The sequence below is a fragment of the Streptomyces capitiformicae genome, assembly GCF_002214185.1.
In the GTDB taxonomy this organism is placed as follows: domain Bacteria; phylum Actinomycetota; class Actinomycetes; order Streptomycetales; family Streptomycetaceae; genus Streptomyces; species Streptomyces capitiformicae.
The window spans coordinates 4,322,140-4,340,879 of sequence record NZ_CP022161.1 but is presented as its reverse complement, the minus strand read 5'-3'; the positions used below and the strand labels follow the sequence as shown (position 1 = coordinate 4,340,879).

13 protein-coding genes are annotated in these 18,740 nt (G+C 70.5%); 5 read left to right on the top strand and 8 right to left on the bottom strand.

The annotated features are described in order from the left end of the window. Positions 1 to 3 precede the first annotated feature (3 nt). The 4 genes from CES90_RS19270 to CES90_RS19255 form a co-directional block, all read right to left on the bottom strand. Positions 4 to 2,685 (bottom strand): SpoIIE family protein phosphatase, encoded by a 2,682-nt coding sequence (locus tag CES90_RS19270; RefSeq protein WP_229914178.1) that lies wholly within the window; start codon positions 2,683 to 2,685, stop codon positions 4 to 6. Positions 2,686 to 2,912: 227 nt separating this feature from the next. Next, positions 2,913 to 4,010: an ABC transporter substrate-binding protein gene (locus CES90_RS19265; protein WP_189785990.1), complete on the bottom strand. Its 1,098-nt coding sequence runs from the start codon at positions 4,008 to 4,010 to the stop codon at positions 2,913 to 2,915. A gap of 458 nt (positions 4,011 to 4,468) precedes the next feature. Further along, entirely contained in the window at positions 4,469 to 5,359 is an 891-nt protein-coding gene (locus CES90_RS19260; RefSeq protein WP_189785991.1) for an RNA polymerase sigma-70 factor, read from the bottom strand. After that, a complete protein-coding gene (locus CES90_RS19255) occupies positions 5,356 to 6,453 on the bottom strand; it encodes an NAD(P)/FAD-dependent oxidoreductase (RefSeq protein ID WP_189785992.1) in 1,098 nt (365 codons plus the stop codon). The genes CES90_RS19260 and CES90_RS19255 overlap by 4 nt, the downstream gene beginning before the upstream one ends. A 243-nt stretch (positions 6,454 to 6,696) precedes the next feature. Here CES90_RS19255 and CES90_RS19250 point away from each other — a divergent pair, with 243 nt between their 5' ends. Together CES90_RS19250 and CES90_RS19245 are read left to right on the top strand one after the other, a co-directional pair. Beyond that, positions 6,697 to 8,220 carry an ABC transporter substrate-binding protein gene (locus CES90_RS19250; protein ID WP_189785993.1) on the top strand — a complete coding sequence of 508 codons (1,524 nt, stop codon included), beginning with the start codon at positions 6,697 to 6,699 and terminating at the stop codon, positions 8,218 to 8,220. Between the two features lie 3 nt (positions 8,221 to 8,223). Beyond that, a complete protein-coding gene (locus CES90_RS19245) occupies positions 8,224 to 9,978 on the top strand; it encodes an ABC transporter permease subunit (protein ID WP_189785994.1) in 1,755 nt (584 codons plus the stop codon). A gap of 715 nt (positions 9,979 to 10,693) precedes the next feature. Here the strand turns inward: CES90_RS19245 and CES90_RS19240 are convergent. After that, positions 10,694 to 12,181 (bottom strand): APC family permease, encoded by a 1,488-nt coding sequence (locus CES90_RS19240; protein ID WP_189785995.1) that lies wholly within the window; start codon positions 12,179 to 12,181, stop codon positions 10,694 to 10,696. Positions 12,182 to 12,264: 83 nt separating this feature from the next. After that, positions 12,265 to 13,923 carry an amidohydrolase gene (locus CES90_RS19235; protein WP_189785996.1) on the bottom strand — a complete coding sequence of 553 codons (1,659 nt, stop codon included), beginning with the start codon at positions 13,921 to 13,923 and terminating at the stop codon, positions 12,265 to 12,267. A 180-nt stretch (positions 13,924 to 14,103) separates the two neighbouring features. Here CES90_RS19235 and CES90_RS19230 point away from each other — a divergent pair, with 180 nt between their 5' ends. Together CES90_RS19230 and CES90_RS19225 are read left to right on the top strand one after the other, a co-directional pair. Continuing rightward, on the top strand, positions 14,104 to 14,718 hold the full coding sequence (locus CES90_RS19230) for a TetR/AcrR family transcriptional regulator C-terminal domain-containing protein (protein ID WP_189785997.1): 615 nt from the start codon (positions 14,104 to 14,106) through the stop codon (positions 14,716 to 14,718). Between the two features lie 44 nt (positions 14,719 to 14,762). Then, complete coding sequence (locus CES90_RS19225) at positions 14,763 to 15,326, top strand: MBL fold metallo-hydrolase (RefSeq protein ID WP_189785998.1); 564 nt, start codon at positions 14,763 to 14,765, stop codon at positions 15,324 to 15,326. A gap of 131 nt (positions 15,327 to 15,457) precedes the next feature. Here CES90_RS19225 and CES90_RS19220 read toward each other — a convergent pair whose 3' ends face one another. Continuing rightward, entirely contained in the window at positions 15,458 to 16,225 is a 768-nt protein-coding gene (locus tag CES90_RS19220; RefSeq protein ID WP_189785999.1) for an IclR family transcriptional regulator, read from the bottom strand. Between the two features lie 120 nt (positions 16,226 to 16,345). Here CES90_RS19220 and CES90_RS19215 point away from each other — a divergent pair, with 120 nt between their 5' ends. Next, complete coding sequence (locus CES90_RS19215; RefSeq protein WP_189786000.1) at positions 16,346 to 17,308, top strand: helix-turn-helix domain-containing protein; 963 nt, start codon at positions 16,346 to 16,348, stop codon at positions 17,306 to 17,308. Between the two features lie 152 nt (positions 17,309 to 17,460). Here the strand turns inward: CES90_RS19215 and fabF are convergent, their stop codons facing one another. Further along, positions 17,461 to 18,723 carry a beta-ketoacyl-ACP synthase II gene (gene fabF, locus CES90_RS19210; RefSeq protein WP_189786001.1) on the bottom strand — a complete coding sequence of 421 codons (1,263 nt, stop codon included), beginning with the start codon at positions 18,721 to 18,723 and terminating at the stop codon, positions 17,461 to 17,463. Positions 18,724 to 18,740 lie beyond the last annotated feature (17 nt).

Below are 18,740 nucleotides of genomic sequence, written 5' to 3'. Positions count from 1 at the left end.
TCGTCACCAGTCCGCGTCGCCCCATTGGTCCAGCAGGGCGTCGGCCATGTCTGCGTCGGGTTCGGTCGTCGTGCTGTGGAGTGATTGCTCGGTCCAGATCACTTTGCCGCGCGCCAGGTAGCGGGTGCCCCACCGCTGCGTGAACTGGGCGACGAGGAACAGACCCCGCCCACCCTCGTCGGTGTCGGCCGCCCGGCGCAGGTGCGGTGAGGTGCTGCTGCCGTCGGTGATCTCACAGATCAAGCTGGTGCCGTCGCGCAGAATGCGCAGCCGCCTCGGGGCGGTGCCGTAGCGGATGGCATTGGTGACCAACTCGCTGATCACCAGTTCGGTGGAGAAGGCGAGCTCCTCCAGCCCCCATTCCTCCAATCTGCGGGAGACCTGGGCTCGGATCCCGGAGACGGCGGCGGGATCACCGGGGATGTCCCAGTCGGCGACCTGGGAGGGATCCAGCAGGCGGGACTGGGCGACGAGCAGGGCGATGTCGTCGCTGGGGCGGGCCGGCAACAGGGCGTCGAGGACGGCATGGCAGGTCTCTTCCGGGGTCCGGCCGGGCCCTGTCAGGGCGTCGTGCAGCTTCGCGAGGCCGGTGTCGATGTCCCGGTTCCGGTCCTCGATCAGCCCGTCGGTGTACAGGACCAGCCGGGAGCCCTCGGACAGGGTGAAGTCGGCCTTCTCGAAGGGGAGGCCGCCACCCAGCCCCAGCGGTGGGGAGACCGGCACCGGCAACTGCTCAACGGTGCCGTCCGGGTGTACCAGGGCCGGTTCCGGATGCCCGGACCTGGCCAGTGAGCACAGCCCTGCCACCGGGTCGTAGACGGCGTACAGGCAGGTGGCACCCGTAATCCCTTCGCCGTCGCTCCCCTCGTTGTCGACCCGGGTGACAAACTCGTCCAGGTGCCTGATCAGCTCGTCCGGGGGCAGATCGAGAGACGCGAAGGTACGCACCGCGGTGCGCAGCCGGCCCATCGTGGCCGCCGCGTGCAGACCGTGGCCGACCACATCGCCCACCACCAGCGCCACCCGGGCCCCGGGCAGCGGGATGACATCGAACCAGTCGCCGCCCACGCCGGCCCGGGCGGGCAGATAGCGGTGAGCGACCTCGACGGCGGACTGCTCGGGCAGGGAACGAGGCAGGAGGCTGCGCTGCAGGGTCACGGCCAGGGCATGCTCGCGCGTGTAACGGCGGGCGTTGTCGATGGCCACCGCGGCCCGGGCGGCCAGCTCCTCGGCGAAGGCCAGGTCCTCTTCCTCGAAGGCATCCCGCTCCCCACGCCAGAAGTTGACCATACCCAGAACCACTCCGCGGGCCTGGAGCGGCACGGTGATCAAGGAGTGCAGGCCGGAATCCAGGATGCGCCGGGCGCGTTCGGGATCCTGGGCCCGCCAACCGTGGGAGGCGGTCAGGTCGGCAGCGAGGACGGGCCGACCCTGCTGGACGCTGACGGCCACGGGGTTGCCGGGGACGAAGCGGATGAGCTCTCCCACGGGGAAGAGGGGCCAGGCACCCTTGGCACTGTGAACCGCCGCGCGGCGCATTTCCGGACTCGGCCCGACGGGCTCGTCACCCTCCAGTACCGGATCCTGCAGGTAGACCGTGGCGAGGTCGGCGAATCGGGGGACTGCCACCTCGGCCAGTTCCTCGGCGGTGCGCACCACATCCAGCGAGGTCCCGATCCGCACCCCGGCCTCGTACAGCAGGCGCAGCCGCTCTCTGGCCACGGCCGCCCGGCCCGCCAGCGCCTGCAGCTCCGTGGTGTCGCGCAGCGTGGCCACGCTGCCCCGCTTGCCGCCGTGCTGGTCGACGGGCCGGATGTTGACCGCCAGCAGGCGGTCGCCGGCCAGGTGGACCTCGTCGGTGGCTGCCCGGCCCGAAACCAGCAGCTCGGCGGTGCCCGCTTCCAGGCCCAGATCGGTGACGTGGCGCTGCTCGGCGTCCGCGGGCAAGGCCAGGAGTCGCCGTGCCTCGTCGTTGGCCAGCAGCAGCCGTCCGTCACCGCCGATGATCAGTACGCCCTCCCGCACCGCGTGCAGCACCGCGTCGTGGTGCTCGTACATCCGGGTCATCTCAGCCGGACCCAGGCCGTGGGTCTGCCGTCGCAGCCGCCGCGACACCAAGGCCGTACCGCCCGTGACCAGCGCCAGCGCGCCGCCGACGGAACCGAGCAGGATCGGCATCTGGCTCCGCACCACGGCATTCACGTTCTCGACCGTGACCCCGACCGACACCAGGCCGACCATCTTCCGTCCTCCTGTGTCGAAGACGGGGACCGTCGATTCCACGGCGAGGCCCAGGCTGCCCTCGAAATCCTGGGTGAAGGGCCGGCCGGCAGCCGCTTCCTTGCGAAGGGCGAAGACATGCTCCCCGATCAGATCGGGGTCCGGGTGGGTCCAGCGGTAGCCCCGCGGATCGATCGCGACGACGAAGTCGACGCCGGTCAGCTTGCGCGTGTCCTCCGCGCGGGGTTGCAGCACGGCAGTCGGGTCGGCGGACTTCATGGCGTCCACTGTCCCCGGCGCGCGCGCGAAGGTCTGGGCGACTCCCAGGGAGAGCCGGCGGGCCTCCTGCGTGGTCGAATGCCGGGCCTGCAGGACGAGCGCCACGCCCGCGGCGGCCGCGAACAGGACCACCAGCACCAGCTGCCAGAGGAACACCTGACCGGCGACGCTGCGCGCGCTCAGCACGGAACGCACACGGGGTCCGGACGGCTGGGCAGGGGGTTTGCCGGGCCGGTCCTGCCCCTTCGGCGGGGGCGCGGCAGATGCCACACGGGAACGACGAAAGATGAACCGATCGGACAACCGGCCGAAGATGCTGGTCATGTCCAAGGGATGTCCTTCCCGGTGCCCGGCATGAGGTCGGTGGTGTCGAGAGCGCCAAGCCGGACAGGCCGGTCCTCTCCCACGTCATCTCAAGACCGCACCCACTCCTGCCAGCGCCTGGTCACGTGTTCCTTGTTCTTCACCCACCAGCCGACGTCCAGGTCGAAGCCGGTGAAAAGGTGTTCCGGGGAGCTGGCCAGGTCCGCGGCGGCTCTGGGCAGGTACTTGTACGCGGCCGGCACGACCGGGCCCATGGGGTAGATCTCGGCGAAGGCGGCCTGAACCTCGGGGCGCAGGGCGAAATCGATGAGCTTGTAGGCGGCATCGACATGCCGGGCGCCCTTGGGTATGCCGAAGCCGCTGCTCTGCCGGCGGGCGCCGTTCCACTGGTAGGCGAGCGGCGCACCCTGCTGGATGAGCTTGTGGGGGCGGCCGTGCCAGACGCTTGAGGCAGTCACCCGCCGGCGTTCCAGCAGCAGCCCGGGCGCGGCGCCGTCGGCCCAGAACTCGCGCACGGCGCCCTTGATCTCGTCCAGAGCTGCGAAAGCGCGGTCGACGTCGAGGGGGTAGAGCCTGTCGAGGGAGACACCGTCGGCGAGGAGGGCGAACTCCAGCTCGGGTGGGCCTGCGTCCGGGCCCTGGAGGGCACGGCTGCCCGGAAAAGCACCGGCGTCCCAGAAGTCCGCCCAGGACTCCGGTGTCCTCCCGCCGAAGGCGTCGGTGCGGTACGCCATGACGCTGGCCCAGTAGTTCTTGCCGACGCCGTGGGAGGTGAGCAGCGACTCGGCGATGCCGGCATGACGTGCGTTCTTCAGCCGGTCGTAGTCGAGCTCCTGCGTGGCCTCGTCCCTCTCGAAACGGGCCAGTGCGCTCATGTCGATGTCGATGACGTCGAACCGGGGACGACCTTCCTTGATCTCGGCAAGCATCTGTGCGTACCGGGGGATGTTGACCACGTCGACCCGGAGGCCGGTCTCCTTGCTGAACGGCTCGTAGACCGCCTTGCGGTTCGCTTCACCGTAGGCGCCGCCGATGTCGCGGACGACGAGCGTCTTGCTGCTCCCGGCGCCGCTGGTCGCCCGGTCGGCGGGGGCCTGGCATGCGGCGGACGCAGTGGCGGCGGTGCCTGCCGCGGCCGCACCGATCCCGCGGAGGAACGCCCTTCGACCGATTCTGACGTCCTTCACCGTGTGCCTCCTGCGGAGCCGGGTGCAGTGCCCTCCGACGAGGCGGTTCGCGGGTAGGCCGCCGACGCTCGTTCGTGGGGGCGTAAACCGGATTGTGTGTCAGTTGGGGCCACGGTGAGCCCGGTGGCGTCATGGTAAAGCCATATGGTCGCGAAAGCGGTGACCTTGCACGCTGCGAATGCGACGGCCTCGAGGAACATCGGTACAGCGCCTGTCGCTGAAGTCGATCTTGGCGGGCAGCGGCGCGGTACTCCGGGAACCCGGGGTGCGCGCGCTGCATGCCTCGCCCTTCGTCCGATGCCGTCCGGCGATCACTCGGCGGTTCTGGTCCGGGTTTGCGCCGGCGTTCCGCCACGACGTCGGTCGTGCCGTCCACGGTATGCCGGACCAGGTCGTTCATCGCCTCGTTGCCGGTCCCGTCCAGGACCTGCCGTGTGAGGCGTACCAGAGCCCTCGGGTCACACCTTGACCGCCGTGAGCTTCTCCGGGTTGCGGACGCAGTAGATGGCCGTCACGACACCGCCGCGGATCTCGAACGAGGTCACCTGATCCAGTTCGCCGTCGATGCGCACCACGGCAGAGTGCATCCCGTTGTAGGCGCCGATGCGGACGTCGAGTTCGCCCATGCGGGCGCCCTTGGCCAGGAGCCCGAGAAGCAGCCTGGCCACCTTGTCGGGCCCGACCACGGGTCGCCGCACGGCGTTCACGACCCCGCCGCTGTCAGCCAGGAACACCACATCGGGTGCGAGCAGGTCCATGAGACCTTGGACGTCACCGGTCGCGGCCGCCGTCATGAACTGTTCGGCGACCGGCCGTGCCTCATCAGGAGTGGCGACCGCGGTGTGTCGCCTCGCGCGCACACTGTTGCGGGCACGCTGGTTCAACTGCCGCACCGCGGCCTCGGACTTGCCCACCGCGGCGGCGATCTCCGCGTAGTCGAAGCCGAACACCTCGCGCAGCACGAACACAGCGCGCTGGGTAGGGGTCAGGGCCTCCAGAACCAGAAGCATCGCGGTGGTCACGGCCTCGCCGGTGAGTACGTGGTCGATGCCGTCGGGTGCGTCGTCGGCGGCGTCGGTCACGAGCGGCTCGGGCAGCCACGGCCCCACGTACCGCTCCCGGCGGCGGACGGCCGACCGCAGTACGCCGAGCGCCTGCCGGGTGACGATCTGCGCCAGATAGGCCCGCGTGTTCTCCACCGAGGTGTGCTCCACCGACCGCCACCGCAGGTAGCTGTCCTGGAGGACGTCTTCGGCGTCGGTCACCGACCCGAGGATCTCGTAGGCGATCGAGAACAGCAGAGCCCTGTGCGCGGTGAACTCGTCCACGGGATCCGGCTGACCGGTCACTTCGAGCCCCGCAGCCAGGCGTAGGTGGCGGTGCGGGCGCCGAACCTCGCGTAGCGACCGACTCGCTCCTTGGCCACGGCCGCGGTGCGCCCGGCGAAGTAGAGCCGCCGCACAGTGTCGTTCCTGCGGCTGAGCTGCACGAGCCCGTCGAGCCGGCCCAGGCTCAGTGCCTGTCCGGTGTAGCCCATGGAGTAGGGCTTGGGCTTACGGCCTTGGATCATCCGCGCCAGCGTATCCGCCGCGTGTGCGCCCTGAGGCATGGCCGTCGCGCAGGCCGCTCGGGAGCCGGGAACCGCCGCGCAGTCGCCGACGACGAAGATCCGCGGGTCGGTCACGCTGCGCAGATGTTCGTCGACCACCGCACGCCCGCCGGCATCCACCTCGAGTCCGCTGCGGGCGGCCAGGCCGGGCACGCTCCCGATGATCGCCCACAGCGTGAGGTCGGAGGTGAACTGCGGGCGCGAACCGAGACGCACCATGTCGCCTCCTCCTTCCCCGGCGCCAGGGGCGATCTGCGTGACGGAGTCCTCCACGACCTCCACGTTCAAGCGGTCCAGGCCAGTGCGCACACGCTTTTGCGCTCCTGCCGACAGGCTGGCGGCAATCGTCTGCCCCACGATCCGCACGCGGAGGTCGGGTCGGCCGAAGGCGATCTCGGATGCCGTCTCGATGCCCGTCAGCCCGCCGCCGATGACGGTGACCGCCCTCCCGCCGGGCAGCTCGGCCAGCGCGGTCCGCGCCTCCTCCGCGCCCTCCCAGCTCCCCACCGCAACGGTGCCCGGCAGCGGTTCGACCGTGCTGCCCACCGCGAGGAACAGGTGGTCGAAGTCGAGACTCGCGCCGTCGCCGAGAGTGACCCGGCCGTCGCCGATCTTGTCGACGGTGCCCAGCCGCGCTGCGACCCCTTCGCTCAGCATCGACCTCAGCGGGCTCGCCGCGGCTCCGGTCCCGGCGATCCGCTCGTGCAGCCGCACCCGCTCGACGAAGTCCGGGCGGGGGTTGATCACCGTGATCTCCGCGGCCTTCACCTTCTTGGCCAGCCGGTTCGCCGCGATCGTTCCCGCGTAGCCGGCTCCCACCACCAGGATCCTCATGTGTGCCTCCTGTTGTGCGTTCAGTTCACGCATGGGATGGCACCCACCTGGCGTTTGTGACGGGCAGGCGGAGTGACGTGGATCACTCGCTGCCGGCGTGGGCGTGCCTCAGCCGTTCCATTGATTTGAAATTCACCCATCGAGGTAGATCAAGTTAGGGTCGCCTTATATGCTGACGCAGCCCCTCCGATTCATTCGGCGTGCAAGGGGCCAAACCCTCTTCTTCCGCGTGACAGGACCTTCATGCGTACCACCCCCCGCCGTCTCGCGGCGGCACTTGCTCTCACCCCACTGCTGGTCGGCTGCTTCGTGTCCGGCGAACAGGGCTCCGGTTCGGATGCGAAAGGCGGGTCGGCCGGTCGGCTGAGGGTCGCGCTCGCCCGGCCGCCGGTGCAGGCACTGTCCCCGTACAGCGACGACGCCACCTTGCTGGGCAAGCTCTCCGTGGTCGAAGGGCTCACCGCGCTGGACAAGAACGGTGCCGCCGCGCCCGCGCTGGCGAAGTCGTGGAAGCAGAAGAACGACACGACCTGGACCTTCGAGCTGCGCAAGGCCACCTTCCAGGACGGCACGCCGGTCACCGCCGAGTCCGTGGTCAACGCGCTCGGCCACGCGGGTGCCGCAACGCCCAAGCCCCGCGTCCTCAGCGACGTCACCCTCACCGCGAAGGCCGACGACACCGACACGGTCACCATCAGCACCAAGACCGCCGACCCGGTGCTCCCGCTGCGCCTGGCCAGCCCGGTGCTGGCCGTCCTCTCCGCCAAGGCGTACGCGAAGGACGGCACCGCCAGCCCGATCGGCACCGGAACCGGCCCCTTCAAGGTCACGAAGCTCACCGGCAAGTCCAAGGCCACCCTCGACCGTTACGACGGCTACTGGGGCGGCAAGGCCAAGGCGCCCGGCATCGACGTCACCTGGATAGCCGACGGCACCGCCCGCGCGGGCGTCCTGCGCGGCGGCGACGTCGACATCGCCGAGTGGATCCCCACCTCCCAGGCCAAGCTGCTGGACGAGAAGACCCGTCACGAAGTGCCCTCCGTGCGGACCGACAGCCTCATCCTCAACACCGGCAACGGCATCTTCACCGACCCCGCGCTGCGCGCGGCGGCCCGCGAGGCAGTGGACGGCTCCGCGCTCGTCGACTCGATCTTCAGCGGCTACGCCGACCCCGCGCAGGGCCTGTTCGGGCCCGCCGTGTCCTGGGCGGCCGACAAGCGTGTCGAGGTCACCGGCCGCGCCAAGGCCGCGACACCCGCACAGGTCAGGTCCAAGACGAAGGGCAAGATCCTGCGTCTGGCCGCCTTCACCAACCGCGCGGAGTTGCCCGAGGCCGCCACCGTGCTGCAGCAGCAGCTGGAGAAGGCCGGGTTCACCGTGAAGCAGGACGTACGCGAGTACACGCAGATGGAGGCAGACCTCCTCGCCGGCAAGTACGACGCCCTCGTCATGTCCCGGGTGGTGCTCCTCGACACCGGCGACGCGGTCGCCTACCTGACGAGCGACTACAAGAGCGAAGGCGTGTACAACATCGCCCGTCTGAAGGACCCCAAGGTGGACCAGGCCATCAAGTCCGCCGCCGTGGAAGGCGACGTGACGAAGCGGCAGCAGAAGATCATGGCCGCCGAGGCGGAGATCCTGCGCACCGACGCCGTCGTCCCGTTCGTCCACGAGAAGGTCGTGCAGGGCATCGCCACCGATGTCGAGGGCGTGCTCCTCGACCCGCGCGAGCGCTCCCTGATCGACGTCGACACCCACCTGAAGTAGCCGATGAGCGTTATGTCGGCCGGTACCGAGGCCGGCCCGTCCCGGTGGCGCGCGGGCCTCGGCCGCCTCGTCGCGGGGGCCGCGCTGCTGACGGCCGTGGCCCTGCTGCCCTGGCTGTCCGGCAACGACCCCGCGCTGACCGTCCTGCGGGCCCGCTCCGCCGACCAGGGCCCGACTCCCGAGCAGCTGGCCGCTGTTCGGGAGCAACTGGGCCTGGACGAAGGTCCGTTCACGCACCTCGCGCACTGGCTGGGCGGGCTGCCGCGAGGCAACGCGGGCACGTCCTGGGTGTCGGGCGAACCGGTTCTGCCCGAGGTGACGACCGCCTTCGCGGTGTCCGTGACGCTGGTGCTCGGGGCGCTCGTCGTCACGCTCGCGGTGGCCGCGCTGGTCTGCACCCCCACCCTGTACCTCGGCTCCCGGCGAAGGCTGCGACGAGCCCGGGCGGGCACCGCGGCGGCCCTCCTCGCCGCGCTGCCCAAGTTCCTGCTCGCCTCGTTGCTCGCCACGGTGTGCGGGGTGTGGCTGGGCTGGTTCCCGTCCAGCGGCTGGGAGGGACCGGCGTCGATGGTGCTGCCCGCGCTCGCCTTGGGCGTGCCGTCGGGAGCGATGATCGGCGGTCTGCTCGACCAGTCGCTGCCCGCCGCTTTTCAGGAGCCCTGGGCACGTACCTGGCACGCCTTCGGGTTCCGGCCCGGCACCGTCGCCCGCAACGCCCTGCGCCGCTCACTGACGGGTGTGCTGCCGCAGCTGCTGCCGACCGTGGTGGGCCTGGTCGGTGGCGCGGTCGTGGTGGAGAAGATCTTCAACATTCCCGGGCTCGGCCGCCTGGCCCTGGACGCCGCCATCGCCCAGGACCTCCCGCCCCTGCAGACGGCGACACTGGCCCTGGTACTGCTCGGTGTCGTCGCCGGCCTCCTCATCCAGGCCCTGCGGCGCGCACTGCTCGGTCCTGCCCTGCGGGACGGTGCCCTGCCCGCCCTTCACGCACCGGCCCTGGCGCGACGGCGTTCCACTCGATGGATCGCCGGGTTCTGTGCCGTCGCACTGCTCGCCCCGGTCGTGGTGGGGCTGCTGCGCGATCCCCTACAGGTGGACACGGCCGCCCGGCTCCTTCCACCGTCCGCCGCGCACCCGTTGGGCACGGACTCGCTCGGCCGCGATCTGCTGGCCCGGCTCGGCCACGGCGCGCTGCGCACGGCGGCCGTGGCCCTCGCGGTGACGGCGGTCAGTGTCCTCGTCGGGCTGTTACTCGGCAGCGCGGCACGGATGAGCGCCGGGCTGATGGAGGTCGCGTCGACGCTCCCGGCCGTTCTCGCCGGGCTGTTGACCACCGCGGTGACCGGGCCCTCGGTCTGGGGTGCCGCGCTCGCGGTGTGCCTGGTCGGCTGGACGCCGTACGCCGCCCAGGCCGCGGCGCTGATCGAAGAGGAACGGGCGAGCAGCCACATGCAGGCGTCGCTCTCGTTCGGCGCCGGCCCGTGGCATCTGACGCGCCGCCACTACCTGCCCGCGGTCCTGCCCGCCGTCCTGCGCAACGCCCTGCTGCGACTGCCCACCACGGTCCTCGTGCTGGCCTCCCTCGGCTTCCTCGGCCTGGGCGAGCAGCCGCCCACGCCGGAGTGGGGCCGCCTGCTGTCCGAGAACCAGCCGTACGTCGAACTCGCGCCGTGGACCGTCCTCGGCCCCGCCTGCGCGCTCGTCCTGCTCTCGGTTCTTGCCGTGTCCGGTACGGCCTTGGGCCGGAGCCGGCGTTGATGGCGCTCGTTGAACCGACCACCCCCTAGCCAGCCAGCCAGCCAGCCAGGTCCAGGGACGGGACGGACTGTCCAGGGTGGGCGAAGCCCAGCGCGTAGCGCCGGGCGAAGGCGCCCTTGACCGGCCGGCACGGCCCGCACACTCCACGAGCGGGCGGCCCCGGTCGACAACCTGCGGGGCGCTCGTTGAAGCTCCCCATTCCGTGGAACGCCGGACCGAGTGGGGCGACGAGTAGCCCTGGCCGTTTTCAAAGGTTCTCATCAGCGTCGACGGGCGGCCGACCGATGAGAGCCACGCTGTCCTGCTGATCAGGCAGTCCACAAGGACGAGGGCGAACGCGACACCCACGGCCCGGCTTGTCACCCGCTGGGGATGGCCGTGGTCGGGGGGCGCTGGTTGGTGTCACCGCCCGGACGGGCTGAGTCGGGCTCGGCGGTCAGTGCCATGGCCGCGCATGCGTCACCGGGGGATCAGCGGCGTCATGGTTCGCGACCTCGGCGACACCGTCCGCGTCGAGGTGGACTCTCCGCTCGTCGAGCGGACGGCGAGCCGGCGGGCGAGATCTCCCCGACCCAGGAGGGCCGGCATCCGGCGGAAGTCCGCACTGCCCCGGCCGGGCAGGACACACCCGCCGTTCGGCACGTGGCGGCCGGCAGTCGGCTCTGGCGACCCGTACGCCAGGTTCAAGCCCGGCGACGGGCCGCCCAGGTGTCGGTCACACGGAGTCGACGTCGGTGGTGGAGAGCCTGGCGTAGACGTCGGGCCGGTTGCGGCGGATCCGCATCGCGAGTGCCACTCCGGTCGCGAAGACGATCGGAGTCAGCGCGACCAGCGTCCAGTTGACGGTCGGCGAGGCACCGGTGAAGAGCTGCAGGCGCGTGCAGACCAGCCCTGTGATCACGGCCAGGAGGAGCGCGGCGGCCACCGGTGCGGCGACCGTGCGCAGGCGTCCCGCCGCGTTGGCGGCGGGGTTGCGGCGGAAGAAGACGGCCACGGCGCAGGCCGCGAGCGTCTGCAGCGCGAGGATGCCGACCACGCCGGGGGTGTTCACCCACAGCAGGAACTGGTTGTACGGGTGCACGCCGATCGCGGCGAAGACAGCGGTGACGACGACCGCCAGCACGGTCTGCGCGATGCCGGAGATCCAGGGCGAGCCGTGCCGGGGGTGGATGCGGCCCAGGGGGGCGGGAGCGGCGCCCTCGACGGACAGCGCGTAGCCGTAGCGGGTGATGGCGTTGTGGAAGGCGAGCAGGGAGGCCAGGAGGCTGCTGACGATCAGGACGCGCTGGAGGTCGGTGGCCCAGTCGCCCACGTAGCGGGTCATGGCGGTGAAGAACATCTCGGCGGGGTTCTGTGCCGCGGTTCCGACGGCTTTGTCGTCGCCGAAGGCCTGGACGATGACCCAGACGATGAACGTGTAGAAGAGGCCGAGGAAGCCGACGGCCAGGTAGGTGGCGCGGGGCACGGTGCGGTCGGGATCGCGGGCCTCCTCGCGGTAGAGGACGGTGGACTCGAAGCCGATGAAGGCGGCGATGGCGAGGCCCAGCGGTGCGCTCATCTTTGACGTGAAGACGTTGGAGGGGGCGAAGGAGGCCAGGCTCAGGCCGTCCGCACCGCCCTTGACGAGGATCGCGCCGGCCAGCAGCACCAGGATGGCGGTCTCCGCGATCAGCAGGGCGGCGAGGACCTTGGCGCCCACGTGGATCGACCGGAAGCCGAGGAACCACACGATGCCGATTGCGGCGAAGGCGTAGACCGGCCAGGGCAGGTCGACGCCCAGGAGGTCGTTCATGGTGCCGGCGGCGAAGAAGCCGAAGGCCCCGTAGGTGCCGATCTGCAGGGAGTTGTAGGAGAACACCGCGAGCAGTGCCGCTCCCACTCCGGCAGGGCGGCCCAGGCCCCGGGAGACGTACGCGTAGAAGGCGCCCGCGTTGCGGATGTAAGGCGTCATGGCGGTGAAACCGACCGCGAACAGGCACAGTACGACGCCGGCCGTCAGATAGGCCACCGGGGCGCCGATACCGCCGAAGACGATCGCGAGGGGGGCGATGCCCGCCATGACGGTGAGCGGGGCGGCGGCCGCGATGACGAAGAAGACGATGTCGGTGACGCCGAGCGAGGCGCGCTGGAGGCGTCCGGTCGGGTCCGTCCCGGTGGCCGTTGGAGGTTGTTGGGGAGCGGTGGAGGTGTGGGGCTCGGTCATGGAGGTCTCCGCGTGCTGCGTGAGGACGACGGGGGAGGGGACTGTCTCTGGTACGCGGGCCCGGCCGTGACGACGCCGTGAGGCTATCGGGCCACGGTCGGCACGGTGACGGGGGTGCCGGAGCCGTGTGTGCGTCGGCCGGCGAGCCAGGTGCCCAGGACGGGCAGGTGCGCGAGGTCGCCAGGTGCGGTCTCGACCGGGTCTGCGGCGAGATGCACCAGGTCGGCCCACATTCCGGGGCGCAGGACGCCCCACTTCTCCTCCTCGAACGCCTGGTAGGCGCATCCGGCGGAGTAGGCGGCCAGGGCGGTCGCGGTGTCGATCCGCTCCTGGGGGAGCCAGCCGCCCTCGGGGATCCCCTCGGGCGTCTGGCGGGTCACGGCGGTGGCGATGCCCCGCAGCGGTTCGTGATCGGTGACCGGCCAGTCGCTGCCGAACGCGATGCGGGCGCCGGAGGCGAGCAGGGCGGCGATCTGGTACTGCCGCGTGCCGCGCTCCGGGCCGATCTTCGGCAGGATGAGATCGGTCATCAGCCGGTCGGGCTGCGCCCACAGCGGCTGGAGATTGGCGATCACCCCTAGTTCGGCGAAGCGGGGCAGGTCGGCGGGGTCGATCAGCTGGGCGTGGGCGATGACCGGGCGGCGGTTGCGGGGGCCGTTGACGCGGGCCGCGGCCTCGATGGCGTCGAGGGCGACCCGGACACCGCCGTCGCCGAGCGCGTGGATGTGCGGCTGGAAACCGAGGGCGTCGATGGCTGTGACGGCCTCCGCCAGTTCGCTCGGTGTCCAGTTGGCGATGCCGTGGGAGTGCGGGCAGTCGGTGTACGGCTCCAGGAGGGCGGCCGTGCCGGATTCGATGACCCCGTCGGCGAAGAACTTCACGGTGTGCGCGGTGAGCAGCCCGGGAGCGGCACCTTCCACACGCTCCCGCTCGGCGGCGATCCGGGGGAGCTGCTCGCGCCAGTGCTCCGGTCCCAGGAAGAACCCGAGGTCGGCACGGATGGGAAGCCCCGGGCCACTGGTCGCCGCAGTGATCCAGACGTCGGCGTGGTGCGGTTCCACCCAGGCGTCCTGTACCCAGGTCACCCCGGCGGCGGCGAACCGGGCGGCGGTCTCGCGCAGCGCGCCCACCTGCGCTTCGTGGGGCGGCTGGGGTACGAGGCCGAGGACAGGCAGCACAGCACCGAACTCGCGCAGTGTGCCCAGCGGTTCGGTGGAGCCTTCCCTGCGCACGATCTCCCCGCCGTCCGGGTCGGGAGTGGCGGCGCTGAACCCGGCCCGACGCAGGGCCTCGCTGTTCACCCATGCGGTGTGGTGGTCCATCGTGCGCAGCACCACGGGCCGGTCGGGGACGGCCGCGTCCAGCCAGCGGGCGTCGAACCGGCCGTCGGGGGCGAGCCAGGCGTCGAAACCGTCGCCGGTGATCCACTCGGCCTCGGGGTGCTCGTCGGCCCAGTGTCGTACGGCCTCGACGATCCCCTCCACGGAGGTGCACTCGCGGACGGGCGCTCCCAGCAGGCCCAGTCCGCCCATCACCGGGTGCACGTGCCCGTCGCCGAACGCGGGCAGCAGGGCGCCGCCTTGCAGGTCGACCACGGTGGTGTTGCTGCCGCGGGCGGTGGCGAGCGCCTCCGCCCCGAGCGCGCTGATCCTGCCACTCGTGACGGCGAGGGCGTCGAACACCGGGCCTTCGGGGCCTCCGGTCCTGACGGTCCCTCCGGTGAACACGATGTCGGCATGCATGGCGGCGGCACCTTCCCGTCGTAACGACAACCGAACTGAAACCGATTCGGTTTCGGTAATGTAGGCGGCACCGGGGCAGTCAGGAAGAGTTTTACTGAAAGTCATTCGGTAAAGTTCGGGTGACAACCCGCGGGCGGCCGTGCCGCCGCCCGGCGGGGAGACGTACGAAGAGGAGCCCATGTGGCAAGGCCGCGCACCCCTCTGCTGGACCGCCGACGCATCGGCGCCGCAGCGCTGAGAATCGTCGATGAGCAGGGCGTCCTCACCATTCCCGCCCTGGCCCGAGAGCTCGGCGTCGCCCCCTCCGCGCTCTACCACCATGTGTCCGGCCGAGACGAGATCATCTCGCTCATGAGGGAAGCGCTGGCCCTGGAGACCGCAACCGACGACTGGGACCCGACACAGCCCTGGGAACAGGCCCTGGAGGCATGGGCCCGCACCTACCGCGCGGCCTTCGCCACCCACGCCGGGGCGGTGCCCCTGCTCGCGACGGCCCCGTTGGCCGAGCCCTTCATGCACGCGATGTACGAGAAGGTCGCCGAGCTCCTGCTGACCGCCGGCTTCGCCACCGGCCAGGTCATGCTCCTGATCAACGCCCTGGAGAGCTTCATCCTCGGCTCGGCCCTCGACCTCGTCGCGCCACCGGTGATGGTCTCCGACGTGCCCCGTGAAACCGCTCCCCACCTCGCCGCCGTACTCGACGACACCCCCACCGACCACCGCCGGGCCGAGCTCGCGTTCGACACCGGTCTCCGTGCCCTGCTCACCGGTTTCCGGGCGCTCCTTCCCCGGTGACCGGCTCGCACGGCCCCACGCACCCATCGCCCAAGGAGCCCCTCATGACCGCCGCCTTCCACGTCCTGACCACCGGTTACGCCGAAACGCGGGTGGCCGGCACCGTCACCCTGCTCGTCGACGGCGAGACCGTCGCGATCGTCGATCCCGGCATGGTCGCGGACCGCCGGCTCATCCTGGATCCGCTCACGCACCACGGACTGAGCCCCGAAGACGTCACCGACGTGATCTTCAGCCACCATCACCCGGACCACACGCTGAACGCGGCGCTGTTTCCCGAAGCCCGCTTCCACGACCACATGGCCATCTACCACGACGACATCTGGGAGGACCGGGACGCCGACGGCTACCGCCTCTCCCCGTCGATCACGCTCATGACGACCCCCGGCCACACCGCCGAGGACGTCAGCACCCTGGTCACGGCGGACGAGGGTCTGGTGGTCCTGACCCACCTGTGGTGGACCGCCGAGGGACCGGCCGACGACCCGTTCGCGCCCGACCGTGAGCAGCTGCGAGCGGCCAGGGAGAAGGTCCTGGCCCTCGGCCCGGCGCTGATCGTGCCGGGACACGGGGCACCGTTCGTACCGTCGGCGTCGACCCCGATCTGACAGCTCCATCGAGCACCGCGCCGTCGGACACGACACGGCGGACCGAGCGCCTGTGACCCCGTGGCGGGACGGGACCGTCCTCCCGTGCACGTGCTCATGTCCGTAGCCCGTAGCCCGTAGCCCGTAGCCCGTCACCCGCAGGACCGCATGTGCTGGGACACGGCGTCGGCCGTGGTGGAGACCGGGGGCAGCAGTTTCGCCGGGTGGAACGTGTCCGCCTGCGCCACCACACCCACCGCAGCCATCACAGCCCCGTCGGCGGAGCGCACGGGGAACGCGACACTGCTGGAGTCCGGGTCCAGCGTGCGGTGTGTCACCGCGTAGCCCTCGCGTCTGACCTTCGCGAGGGCCTGCCGCAGCGCGGCGCCGTGGACCGGCGTCGCCGGTGTGTACGCGCGCAGCGGCCCCGCGCAGACCTCGTTCTGGACGGCCTCGCTGGCGTACGCGAGCAGGACCAGCCCCGCGGCGCAGGCGTGCAGCGGCCTCCGGTCTCCCGACTCGATCCAGCTCATCAGGGAGTCCGGCCCGTGGACCACGAACGAGAGACAGACCCCCTCGACACGGTCGCGGATCAAGAGGAACGCCCCGGCCGAGGTACGGGCGTGAAGCTCCATCAGATACGGCTGAGCCGCCTCGGCGAGCGGCGAGCAGCGAGGCGCCAGCGTCCCCGTCTCCCACAGTCGTAAGCCGATGCTGTATCCGCCGTCCTCGCTTCTCTCCAGGGCTCCCCAGCTACGCAGCTTGTTCACGATGCGGTGCGCCGTCGCGAGCGGGAGCCCCGAGCGTCGACTGATGTCGCTCAGTGTCAGAGTGCGGTTCTGCCGGTCGAACGCTCCAAGAACGCTCAGGGCGCGATCGACGACCGAGCGCTCCGGCATGCCGGAATGAGGTATGATCATCCCGCCTTGTTCCTTTCCTGTGCACACAAGGGTATGTGCCAGCCATGACCCGGCAACGGGCGGCCGCCCCTATAATTCAACCTTCAAGATGTACGGGAAAGGTTGATTCCGGTAGCTTCTATGGTCGATTTCGACTCCTTGCCGATCCCTGTCATTCCCTACTCCTCGGTATGCCGACCGGGAAGCGGAATCGCTGCGACCTCGTACCAGGAACTCACGAAGTGGGTTTCCAGGGAGTTCCTCGCCTCCCCGCACCGGTACGAGTTCCATCAGATCCTGCTGGTCGACCAGGGGACCGGTACTTTCTCACTCGACTCGATGCGCTTCGAGTGCCGTCCGGGAAGCCTGCTGTGGATCCGGCCGAACCAGATCGTCCAGGCCGCGCCGCAGCACGACCTGACGGGCGACCTCATCATGTTCACCGAGGCGTTTCCCCTGCGTGTGAATGCCCGCATGGGGATGCTCGACGATGTGCTGCGGCCCTCGCACTGGAGGCTGGGCGAGCGCGAACGGGCGGACCTCGGACGGATCCTCGACCTGATGCGGGAGGAATTCCAGCGGCCCGAACGGGAGTTGGGCGAGGATCTCCTCAAACATCTGCTGGCTGTCTTCGTGCTGAACGTCGATCAAATATGCAGGTCGCAGGGCGAGTGCGGGACCCCGTTCGCCCCGGTCGGCGACAACGGCTGGGGGGAGCTGTTCCTGCGGTTCCGAAAGGAGCTGGACCGCTCCTACCGCACCACCCGCCGGGTGGAGGACTACGCCGCCGCGCTGAATTGCACGACCCGCGCCCTGTCCCGCGCGTGCCGGGCCGGCGCCGGCACCACCGCCAAGGATCTCATCGATGCCCGGGTGGCTCTCGAAGCGCGCCGTCTGCTGATGCATACGAGCCTGCCCATCGGCGCCGTGGCCCGACAGTTGGGATTCACCGAGGTCACCAACTTCACCAAGTTTTTCATGCGCCGCGTCAGGATGACGCCCGGAGCTTTTCGGCGCAGTCGCGACACGCTTGTTCAGGCATCGGGAAACGAACACAGATGGCCCTGGAACGACGTTACCGGCCGGTTTCCAACCGGCCGGTAACTTATTTCTGGCAAATTTACGCCTGTAAAATCCGGTGTCCTTTCCGCTCTCCGGAAGGGCGGTTGATCAGGGTTCGGCTTTCTGGGGAGACTGCATCCGTGTGCGTCGGGCGGCCACTCCCGAAAGCAGCCTTGTCCGGCGACTCCCGAGGGTCAGACCGTGCGGAAGGCGAGCACCACGTTGTGACCGCCGAAGCCGAACGAGTTGTTGAGGGCGGCGATCGGCCCGTCGGGCAGAGCCCGGGGCTCGCCGCGGACGATGTCGGCCTCGACCTCCGGGTCGAGGTCGTCGAGGTTGATGGTCGGCGGGGCGAGTCGATGATGCAGGGCGAGAACCGTCGCCACGGTCTCCACACCGCCGGCCCCGCCGAGGAGATGCCCGGTCATGGACTTTGTGGCCGACACCGCCACATGGTCCATGTCGTCGCCGAAGACCTTGCGCAACGCCTTCACCTCGGCCACATCGCCCCGGGGGGTCGACGTCGCGTGTGCGTTGACGTGCACGACCTGGGCCGGCTTCAGATCGGAGGAGTCCAGCAGCGCGGTGAGCGCGGCGGCGATGCCACGACCCGTCGGTTCGGGCTGAGTGATGTGGTGGCTGTCGGCGGAGAGACCCTGCCCGACGGCCTCCGCGTAGACGCGGGCGCCGCGCCGCGCGGCATGCTCCGCCGTCTCCAGCACGATCACACCGCAGCCCTCGCCCATGACGAAGCCGTCGCGGGCCGAGTCGTACGGGCGCGAGGCGGCGGTCGGGTCGTCGTTGCGCTTGGACATGGCCATCATGTTGCCGAAGCCGGCTATGTTCAGCGGGTGGATCGCCGCCTCGGTGCCGCCGGCGACGACGATGTCGGCCCGGCCCGTGCGGATCATGTCGATGGCGTATCCGACCGACTCGGCGCCCGAGGCGCACGCGCTGACGGGTGAGTGCACTCCGGCCCGGGCGTTGAGGTCCAGTCCGACGTTGGCGCCCTGTGTGTTCGGCAGCATCATCGGGATGGTGTGGGGAGACACCTTGCGGACGCCCTGGTCCCGGAAGACGTCGTACTGCTGGAGCAGGGAGGTCACCCCGCCGATGCCGGAGGCGATGACCACGCCGAGCCGGTCCGGGTCTACGGAGGTGTCCATGCCCGCCGGGGCGGTGAACCCCGCGTCGGCCCACGCCTCGCGCGCCGCGATCAGGGCGAACTGGGCGGAGCGGTCGAGCTTGCGGGCCTCGACCCGGGACAGGCATTCGGTGGGTTCCACCGCGATCTCCGCGGCGATCCGCACCGGGGTCTCGGCGGCCCAGGCGTGCGTCAGCAGCCGCACGGCGGAGCGGCCCGCCATGAGTCCCTGCCACGTGGTCGTGCTGTCACCGCCCAGCGGTGTCGTCGCTCCGACGCCGGTCACGACCACCTTGCGATCAGTCGGTTGCATGAGAATGACTCCAAAGC

What these genes read in the sequence shown, in the direction of transcription:
- CES90_RS19215 (WP_189786000.1), top strand. Translation starts at nt 16,346, where the DNA reads ATGGTCGATTTCGACTCCTTGCCGATCCCTGTCATTCCCTACTCCTCG.
- CES90_RS19250 (WP_189785993.1), top strand. Translation starts at nt 6,697, where the DNA reads ATGCGTACCACCCCCCGCCGTCTCGCGGCGGCACTTGCTCTCACCCCA.
- CES90_RS19220 (WP_189785999.1), bottom strand. Translation starts at nt 16,225, where the DNA reads ATGATCATACCTCATTCCGGCATGCCGGAGCGCTCGGTCGTCGATCGC.
- CES90_RS19255 (WP_189785992.1), bottom strand. Translation starts at nt 6,453, where the DNA reads ATGAGGATCCTGGTGGTGGGAGCCGGCTACGCGGGAACGATCGCGGCG.
- CES90_RS19240 (WP_189785995.1), bottom strand. Translation starts at nt 12,181, where the DNA reads ATGACCGAGCCCCACACCTCCACCGCTCCCCAACAACCTCCAACGGCC.
- fabF (WP_189786001.1), bottom strand. Translation starts at nt 18,723, where the DNA reads ATGCAACCGACTGATCGCAAGGTGGTCGTGACCGGCGTCGGAGCGACG.
- CES90_RS19235 (WP_189785996.1), bottom strand. Translation starts at nt 13,923, where the DNA reads ATGCATGCCGACATCGTGTTCACCGGAGGGACCGTCAGGACCGGAGGC.
- CES90_RS19245 (WP_189785994.1), top strand. Translation starts at nt 8,224, where the DNA reads ATGAGCGTTATGTCGGCCGGTACCGAGGCCGGCCCGTCCCGGTGGCGC.
- CES90_RS19225 (WP_189785998.1), top strand. Translation starts at nt 14,763, where the DNA reads ATGACCGCCGCCTTCCACGTCCTGACCACCGGTTACGCCGAAACGCGG.